The 8,542-nt window shown below is 61.5% G+C and carries 8 protein-coding genes; 6 read left to right on the top strand and 2 right to left on the bottom strand.

Annotated features, from left to right (window positions below; genetic code table 11):
* Positions 1–896 (bottom strand): biotin synthase BioB (gene bioB, locus VIL80_RS03915; RefSeq protein ID WP_332034856.1); only part of this gene is annotated, 896 nt, incomplete at its 3' end.
* Between the two features lie 205 nt (positions 897–1,101).
* On the opposite strand from bioB, the gene VIL80_RS03920 reads away from it, so the two are divergent.
* Entirely contained in the window at positions 1,102–1,815 is a 714-nt protein-coding gene (locus VIL80_RS03920) for a double zinc ribbon domain-containing protein (protein ID WP_332034850.1), read from the top strand.
* Positions 1,816–1,988: 173 nt separating this feature from the next.
* Entirely contained in the window at positions 1,989–3,134 is a 1,146-nt protein-coding gene (locus VIL80_RS03925) for a beta-ketoacyl-ACP synthase III (RefSeq protein ID WP_332034851.1), read from the top strand.
* 81 nt (positions 3,135–3,215) lie between these two features.
* Here VIL80_RS03925 and VIL80_RS03930 read toward each other — a convergent pair whose 3' ends face one another.
* The gene (locus VIL80_RS03930; RefSeq protein WP_332034852.1) at positions 3,216–5,078 is read right to left on the bottom strand and encodes a winged helix-turn-helix domain-containing tetratricopeptide repeat protein; all 1,863 of its coding nucleotides are present in this window, start codon (positions 5,076–5,078) and stop codon (positions 3,216–3,218) included.
* 228 nt (positions 5,079–5,306) lie between these two features.
* On the opposite strand from VIL80_RS03930, the gene VIL80_RS03935 reads away from it, so the two are divergent.
* The 4 genes from VIL80_RS03935 to VIL80_RS03950 form a co-directional block, all read left to right on the top strand.
* Positions 5,307–5,645, top strand: a complete 339-nt coding sequence (locus tag VIL80_RS03935; RefSeq protein WP_332034853.1) for a DUF4242 domain-containing protein — start codon at positions 5,307–5,309, stop codon at positions 5,643–5,645.
* Between the two features lie 134 nt (positions 5,646–5,779).
* On the top strand, positions 5,780–6,766 hold the full coding sequence (gene srkA, locus VIL80_RS03940) for an SrkA family protein kinase (RefSeq protein ID WP_332034857.1): 987 nt from the start codon (positions 5,780–5,782) through the stop codon (positions 6,764–6,766).
* A gap of 50 nt (positions 6,767–6,816) precedes the next feature.
* Positions 6,817–7,635 (top strand): serine O-acetyltransferase, encoded by an 819-nt coding sequence (cysE, locus tag VIL80_RS03945; protein ID WP_332034854.1) that lies wholly within the window; start codon positions 6,817–6,819, stop codon positions 7,633–7,635.
* A 62-nt stretch (positions 7,636–7,697) separates the two neighbouring features.
* Positions 7,698–8,542 (top strand): GNAT family N-acetyltransferase (locus tag VIL80_RS03950; RefSeq protein ID WP_332034855.1); only part of this gene is annotated, 845 nt, incomplete at its 3' end.

Genomic DNA, 8,542 nt, shown 5'->3' on the forward strand with positions numbered 1-8,542 from the left:
AGCAGTTTTTCCCCGTAGAAAATCGAGTTGGCACCGGCGAGGAACGCCAGCGACTGCATCTCGTCGTTCATGGATTCGCGACCGGCAGACAGGCGCACGTGGGATTTCGGCATCATGATGCGGGCCACGGCGATGCAGCGGATAAATTCGAACGGATCGAGATCCTTGTTGTTTTCCAGCGGGGTGCCGGCCACTTTCACCAGCATATTGATCGGCACGGATTCCGGGTGCTCGGAGAGATTGGCGAGCTGCATCAGCAGGCCGGCGCGATCCTTTTCCTCTTCACCGAGACCGATAATGCCACCGGCACAGACCTTCATACCGGCCGCGCGCACATTCGCGAGGGTGTTCAGGCGGTCTTCGTAGGTGCGGGTGGTGATGATGTCGCCGTAGTATTCCGGCGAGGTGTCCAGGTTGTGGTTGTAGTAATCGAGACCCGCGTCCGCCAGGCCCTTGGCCTGCTCGTCGCTCAGCATGCCGAGGGTCATGCAGGTCTCTAGACCCAGGGCTTTTACCTCACGCACCATCTGGGTGACGTACTGCATGTCTTTGTTCTTGGGCGAACGCCAGGCGGCACCCATGCAGAAACGGGTGGCACCGCTGGCCTTGGCGGCGCGCGCTTCTTCCACCACCTTTTCCACCTTCATCAGCTTCTCGCGCTCGAGGCCGGTGTCGTAGCGGGCACTCTGGGGACAGTAACTGCAGTCCTCCGGGCAGGCGCCGGTCTTGATGGAACAGAGGGTGCTCACCTGCACCCGATTGGCGTCAAAGTGCTGGCGATGCACCAGCTGCGCGGTGAACATCAGATCGCTGAACGGCAGTGCGAACAGGTCCAGCACTTGCTGGCGAGTCCAGTCGTGGCGGACCTCGCCGTAGTTGGAAGAAGCATTGGACATTTGCGGGTTGGCGGTCACTGGGATTACTCTCCTCGGAGGCCATTCGACTCACGTGTCATGTGTGGCCGGGGATCGGACTTTTCGGTCTGTGAAGGCCTGCAAGTGTAGCGGTGGCCCTTTCGCTGTCAACCGAGAGAACCAGGTAAGGTTTACAAGTCCACAATTGCGGTGGCGCTGCCACGCAATCAGGGAGGATTGCCCCACAATGCTGCGACTTTTCGGCCAGCTGCTTGACCGCAGCCTGGAATCCAGTCTTGCCCGCTGTCTGCTGTGCGGTGCAGGCGGGCGGATTCATTCCGGCATTTGCACACCCTGCCGCAGCGACCTGCCGGTAATCCACCACGCCTGCAGCCGGTGTGCGCTGCCGCTGGAAAACACCTGCGACCACACCTGCCCGCAGTGCCTGCAACAACTGCCTCCTCAGGAGCGCAGCTACACCTGCTGGAACTATGCCTATCCGGTGGCACAACTTATCCAGCGCTTCAAATACCAGCGCGACTTCGCCGCCGGGCACACCCTGGCCGAACTGGCCGCAGCGCAGATCGGGCCGAGGCTTCAGCCTGCCGAACGCCCGGACCTATTGGTTCCGGTACCCCTGCACTGGCGCAAGCAACTCTCCCGCGGTTACAACCAGGCCCAGCTGATCGCGGATATCCTCGGCAAACACTGGCAGGTCCCTGTGGATAACCGCGCCCTGCGCAAGGTGACCCAAACCGGCAGCCAGCAAAAGCTGCGCCGCAACGAGCGCTTGAAGAATCTTGAGCACAGCTTTGCCGCCTCTTCCCGGGTGCAGGGTTTACATATCGGGCTGGTGGACGACGTGATTACCACTGGCGCCACCCTGGAGGCGGCCGCCCAGTCACTCCTGCATGCCGGCGCAAGTCGGGTGAGTGCTTACGCCTTGGCCAGAACCCCCTGACACTCAGCCAATTTCCCTGCCTGACCATTCGGTACCCCAGTACTCATTCCTAGACCATCTCGACCGGCGGCGGCACAATAGTCGCCCTTTGCGGCCACTGTGCAAAAAATCATCGGCTGCTAACGTTATAAAAGAGGCTCGCCGCGCGGGCGTGAAGTACGGGATTTAGCATGATGAGCGAATACAAGATGCCCCAGGGCATTGTGATCAGCGGTACCGGCCTGTGGACTCCCCCGGACACCATTACCAATGAAGAGCTGGTGACCGCACTCAATACCTTCGCGGAAAAGTACAACCGCGAAAACGCCGCCGCCATCGAGGCGGGCGAACTGGAAGCCAAGCCGTTTTCCTCCGCGGAATTCATCGAAAAGGCCTCCGGTATCAAGAGCCGCTATGTGGTCAGCAAGGAAGGCATTCTCGATCCCGAGCGCATGCGCCCCTATCTGCCGGAGCGCGCCGATGACGAGCTGTGTCTGCAGGCTGAGATGGGTCTGAAGGCGGCCAAGCTGGCGCTGGAAAAGGCCAACAAGAAACCGGAAGACATCGATGCGGTGATCGTCGGCGCCTCATATCTGCAGCGCTCCTATCCCGCCATCGCCATTGAGATCCAGGGCGCGCTCGGCATCGACGGCTTTGCCTTCGATATGGAAGTCGCCTGCTCCTCCGCGACCTTTTCCCTGCAGCGCGCGGTGGACGCCATCAGCTCCGGTTCCGCCAAGGCGGTGCTGGTGATCAATCCGGAACTGGCCTCACCCCAGGTGGACTACACCGATCGCGACAGCCACTTTATTTTCGGTGATGTGGCGGTGGCTTCGGTGGTCGAGCGCAAGGATCTCTGCAACGCGGACACCGCGTGGGAAATCCTCGGCACCAAGGCGAAAACCGTTTTCTCCAACAATATTCGCTCCAACTTCAGTTACACCGCCCGCGCTGCGGATGTAGATCCCTATGGCGACGGCAAACTGTTCCGCCAGAACGGCCGCAAGGTGTTCAAGGAAGTGTGCCCGATGGCAGCGGAGCATCTGGAGAACCAGGTACAGGAGCTGGGCATGACCCCGGCCGCAATCGACCGCTGGTGGCTGCATCAGGCCAACATCAACATGAACAACCTGATCGCGAAAAAGCTGATGGGCGACGGCGCCACCATCGAACGCGCGCCGATCGTGCTGGACCGCTTCGCCAATACCGCCTGTGCGGGCTCGGTGATCGCGTTCAACCTGCACAGCGACGATCTGCCGGTGGGCAGCAAGGGCGTGATCTGCTCTTTCGGTGCCGGTTATTCCATTGGCAGCCTGGCGCTGGAAAAAGTCGCGGTTTAATTCACGGCGATTCTTCCGGGGGCTAGAAAAAATCGGCCCCCGGCTTCCCCTCCCCAAATCATCTGTGTAGTGCCAGCCTGGTTACGGCTTCGGCAGCACCTGGCGGGCAAGTTGCGCATAGTCTTGCGTGGTGCGAAATGCCGCCAGCTGCGGATCCACATTGAGGAACACCAGAGAGTGTGAGCGCTGGTTCCTCGCGCGCTGCAGCCAGCGATCCACCTCGGCCAAGTCCCCGAGAGCGAGATAGGCTTTGGCCATTTCGTAAGACGGCAGATACCCGCCAGAACCCTCAAGCTCTGCCAGCCGGGCGCGGGCTTCCTGCTCATCGCCCGCCAGCGCCAGTGTCCGCGCCAGCGAGGCCACGCCAATGGCACTGCCACCGGAGCGCGCCACATTCTCCCGCAGGGAATCCACTGCGCCGGACAGGTCACCCATGTCTTCAAGGGTCCAGCCGCGCCACAGGTAAATAAGTTCGAAATCCGGATCCAGCTCCTGCGCCAGTGCCAGCTGCTCCAGCGCCGCCTGGTGCGAACCCGCGTGATACAGCACCCAGCCGAGCGCGGCATTGGCAATCAGTGACAGCGGGTCCAGCTCCGTGGCCCTGCGCATCTCCCGCTCCGCTTCCGCAAACCGTCCCGCCGCCACCAGCAGGTTTGCGTACCACTGATGTGCCTTGGAGGAGTCCGGTTTGAACGCAATCGCCTGCAGAAATCGCGCTTCCGCCTCCGCCAGATCCCAGTCGTAATACAGCGCCACATAACCGAGGTTGGCCTCCGCCGAGGCATTGACCGGGTCCAGCTGCAGGGTGCGGCGGGCGGCGCCGCGGGCGCGGGTGAATGCCTCGGACGGTGGCAGATAATCGTAGAAACCCAAAACCGCAAGAGCGTCCGCAAGCCCCGCCCACGCCGGTGCATACTCCGGGGCCAGGGCGATGGCCTGTTCGAAACATTCCACCGCCGCATGCAGATCGCGTTCCGAGCGCTGGTGCCAGTAAAAACGCCCCTTGAGATAGTTGTCGTAGGCCGCAGGAGGAATCCGGTCTGGTAGTGGATTGGTGTCCACGCCGCTCTGCAGTTCACCGGCCAGTGCGCTGGCGATCTCCAGCGCGATCTCCTCCTGCACCGAGAAGATATCCGTCAGCTCCCGCTGATAGCTGCGCGACCACAGCTGGTAGCCATTGCCGGTATCGATGAGCCGCACATTGATGCGCAGCTGTTCTGCATCCCTGCGCACGCTGCCCTCGACCAGCGCATCGGAATTCAGTTTTTCGCCGATGCTGCGCGCATCCAGACCGGACTGTTGCAGGGCGAAGGAGGAGGTTCGGGAAACAACATGCAATCCGGGATAAGCGGACAGGCGATTGAGTATGTCGTCGGCGAGGCCGTCGCTGAAATAATCCCGCTGGTAGTCGTCACCGGCATTCACGAACGGCAGCACGGCGACGGAGTTGAAGTGCCGCTCCGCACTGTGCTGTGAAACAAAATAAGGCGACAACAAATATCCCCGTACGGCCACTAATACCAGCGCGCTCAAAGCGACCGCGGATTGAACAAAACGGCGCGAAGCACCCGTTTCGATGCGCGGGAATATCTTCTCGGCGTCCTGTTCGGTACTCGGCTCCGCACCCTGCACAACCACCGGGGCGATAAATCGATATCCCTGCCTGGGGACGGTTTCCACGAAGCGCGAGCTGCGCGCCGAGTCGTTGAGGGCCTGGCGCAGTTTCCGCACCAGGGTATTGAGGTTGTCATCGAGAATGCCGGTGGCGTCTTCCGGCCAGAACTCACGGTAAATCCGCTCCCTGGTCACCAGCGCGCCGGGCTCCACCAGCAGCAGGGATAACAGCCGCAGCGGTTGCTCCTGGATCGCCACCTTTTTGCCACGGCGCAGCAGGCGGTTTTTTTTATGGTCGAGTTCGAACTCCCCGAAACACAGTGTCGTCATATGCCGCCCCGAATCCGGTCTGCTGCCTTTTCCGCACAGTGTGCGCAGTTCATTTCTACTGCTAACGCCTTGATTTAACGGCAATCACCAGTTCAGGTAAAGGTCAGCAGGGAATTCATTGTGAGCGTGACAAGTGACTGCTTGGATAGCTGGCAGGCCTCAGACAGCAATCGAGGTTGGTCACACAGCGGTTATCCACAGAAAACTTTTCCACCAGGAGATATTCCCATGCGTCACTCACTGATTGCATTTGCCATGCTGGTCGCCAGCGCCACCGCGTTTTCCGCCGACAGCCACCAGTACATCATCGAGCGCACCATTCCCGGCGCGCAGAAGCTCACCCAGGAAGAACTCAAATCCATCTCGCAGAAATCCCGTGCGGTACTGGAAACCCTGGGACCGGACATCAAATGGCAGCAGAGCTACGTCGCCGAAGACAAGTTTTATTGCGTGTATCAGGCGCCAAACAAGGAAATCATCGCCAAGCACGCCAAGCTGGGCGGCTTCCCCGCGGACAAGATCGTCGAGGTAAGCGGCATCATCGGCCCGCAGACTGCCTCGGAATAAAGCGGTGCGTCCCCCCGGGGCACACCGTGCTCCGGGGAACGGATGGTGTTTGGTGGTATCGGCCAACCGCGTTAGCATAGCGCCCCAATTTGTATGAGCTTCGCGAGGCTCACCGGAGCGCCGCCATGACCGACATGACCGATATGTCACACCCCTACGACGCGCTCACCCCGGACCGGGTGATCGACTGCGTTGAAAGCGTCGGCCTCCTCTCCGATGCGCGCATTTTCCCCCTCAACAGTTACGAGAACCGCGTCTATCAGGTGGGAATCGACGAGGGCCAGCCGCTGATTGCCAAGTTCTATCGCCCGGGGCGCTGGACCGATGCACAGATTCAGGAAGAGCACAGTTTTGCGCAGGAACTGGTAGAGGCGGAAATTCCCGTAGTGGCGCCGCTGGAATTCGACGGCCGCACCCTGCACGAAGCCCATGGCTTCCGCTTTGCACTGTTTCCGCGCCGCGGCGGGCACCAGCTGGAACTGGACAACTTTGACCACCTGGAACAGGTGGGCACCATGCTCGGGCGTATTCACGCCATCGGCGCGGCCAAGCCCTTCGCCCATCGCCCCTCGCTGTCACTGCAACACTTTGCCCGCGACAGTCGCGAGTTCATTCTCGCCGGTGATTTCCTGCCGCGGGAAAATCGCGAAGCCTACGAGACCACCACCGCGCACATCATCGAACGCATTGCGCCGCTGTTCGAGCGCGAGTGGACCACCCTGCGCCTGCACGGTGACTGCCACAGCGGCAACTTCCTGTGGCGCGACGACACCCCCTGGTTCGTGGATCTCGACGACTGTCTGCAGGGTCCGGCGATCCAGGATATCTGGATGCTGATTTCCGGCAATCGCGCCGAGCAAACCGCCTACCTCGACGCGGTGGTGGAGGGTTACGAAACCTTCTACGCTTTCGATCCACAGCAGCTACAGTTGATCGAGCCGCTGCGCTGCCTGCGCCAGATGCACCACGCCGCATGGCTGGCGCGGCGCTGGCAGGACCCGGCGTTTCCACGGGCCTTCCCCTGGTTCAACACGCCGCGTTACTGGGCGGAGCATATTCTCGCGCTGCGCGAGCAGCTGTCGGCACTGCAGGAGCCACCTCTCACCCTCGGTGCGGTATAGCCGTTGCGGTGTAACGGGTGCCATGTAACAAGCAAAAGGAGCTGTTCAGAATGGAAATTCTTATGCCTGCGGTAGCGCAGGACCAGCTGTGGCAGCAGATCCGCCAGGACGTGGCGGTGCAGGTAGAGCGGGAGCCGATTCTGGCGAGCTTCCTGCATGCCACCATTCTCAACCACGGGACGCTGGAATCCGCCCTCAGCTTCCACCTCGCCAACAAGCTCGACAGCCCGGTGGCGCCGGCGCTGTTGATCCGCGAAGTGATCGACGAGGCACTGGAAGCGGATCCCAGCATCGGCCTGGCAGCGCGCGCGGACCTCGCCGCCATCGAACAGCGCGACAGCGCGTGCCAGTCGCTGTACGAGCCCTTCCTGTTTTTCAAAGGTTTCCACGCCCTGCAGGCCTGGCGCGTGGCGCACTGGCTGTGGCAACAGCAGCGCCGTTCGCTGTCGCTGTTCGTGCAGCACCGGATCTCGGTGGTGTTCGGGGTGGATATTCACCCGGCGGCACAACTGGGCCGGGGGATTCTGCTGGATCACGCCACCGGCATCGTCATCGGCGAAACCGCGGTGGTGGAAGACAACGTCTCCATCATGCAATCGGTAACCCTGGGCGGTACCGGCAAGGAGTCCGGCGACCGCCACCCGAAAGTGCGCTGTGGCGTGCTGATTGGCGCCGGCAGCAAGATCCTCGGCAATATCGAGATCGGCCGCTGTTCGCAGATTGCCTCGGGCAGTGTGGTGTTGAAAGCGGTGCCGGAGAAAGCCCTGGTGGCCGGGGTACCGGCGAAGGTGATCGGCACCGCCAGTTGCGAGCAGCCGGCGCTGTCCATGGACCAGTGCGCGCTGTCGCAGGTGGATCAATTGGGCTGATTCTGCTGTCACAGGTTGCGAACAACGATACGCCCAACAACCGGCAAGACTATCCTGTAACCATGAAATACAGTCTCAGCGCCAAGAATCTCGTGTGCCGTAACCTGGAAAACAAAGCCGGGTACTGCGCGGATTTGCTCAACCCGCAACAGAGCAAGGAAATTACCGGCCTGCTGCGCACCGACAGCGGCCTGCTCTCCACCCGCTTCAACCAGGTGGTCAGCAATGCAGTGATGCAGCCGCGCATCCTGCAGCGATTTGTTGTGGATTATTTCGCCGAACGCCACAGCCCCTTCTCCCTGTGGCACTGCGCCAACAAGCCGCTAGACGACGAGGCGCTGGCGGAATTGCAGCTGGTCCGGCAGGCGCCGGTGATTGCGATGGCGGCAGAGGTGAAACAGCTCGCCACCGATGAGAAAAAGCTGGAGGGGCTGGAGATCAAGGCGGTGCACAACGCGGACGACCTGCTGGCCTACGGCGGGCTGATCGCGGAAATGCAGAACTGCCCGCGGGAGACCGCCCAGATCAAGAAATTCTACCGCCAGCTCGCCGAGCTGCCGGAGCACAAGCACAGCCGCCTCAAATACTTCCTCGGCGAATTTCAGGGCAAACCCGCCGCCACTGGCTGCCTGTTTTCCTCCGCCGATGCCCTCGGCTTCTACGACCTCGGCACCCTGCCCGAATATTGCGGTCGCGGCATCGGCAGTACCATGGTGCAGCACCTGGTCAATGAAGTGCTGCGCAGCCACCACAAACACGCGGTGGCACTGGTGGGCGAGGACCAGCAAGACGTGTGGCTGAATGTCGGCTTCTACGCCGTCGGCGAGGTGGCCCGCTACGATTTCACCCCCGAGCGCGGCAGCGCCCACATCGTCAGCGACGCGGAAAACAACCCTCTCGACGACGA

Origin of the sequence: Microbulbifer sp. (assembly GCF_036563125.1) — a bacterium.
Taxonomy (GTDB): domain Bacteria; phylum Pseudomonadota; class Gammaproteobacteria; order Pseudomonadales; family Cellvibrionaceae; genus Microbulbifer.

What these genes read in the sequence shown, in the direction of transcription:
- VIL80_RS03920 (WP_332034850.1), top strand. Translation starts at nt 1,102, where the DNA reads ATGCTGCGACTTTTCGGCCAGCTGCTTGACCGCAGCCTGGAATCCAGT.
- VIL80_RS03925 (WP_332034851.1), top strand. Translation starts at nt 1,989, where the DNA reads ATGAGCGAATACAAGATGCCCCAGGGCATTGTGATCAGCGGTACCGGC.
- VIL80_RS03930 (WP_332034852.1), bottom strand. Translation starts at nt 5,078, where the DNA reads ATGACGACACTGTGTTTCGGGGAGTTCGAACTCGACCATAAAAAAAAC.
- VIL80_RS03935 (WP_332034853.1), top strand. Translation starts at nt 5,307, where the DNA reads ATGCGTCACTCACTGATTGCATTTGCCATGCTGGTCGCCAGCGCCACC.
- srkA (WP_332034857.1), top strand. Translation starts at nt 5,780, where the DNA reads ATGACCGATATGTCACACCCCTACGACGCGCTCACCCCGGACCGGGTG.
- cysE (WP_332034854.1), top strand. Translation starts at nt 6,817, where the DNA reads ATGGAAATTCTTATGCCTGCGGTAGCGCAGGACCAGCTGTGGCAGCAG.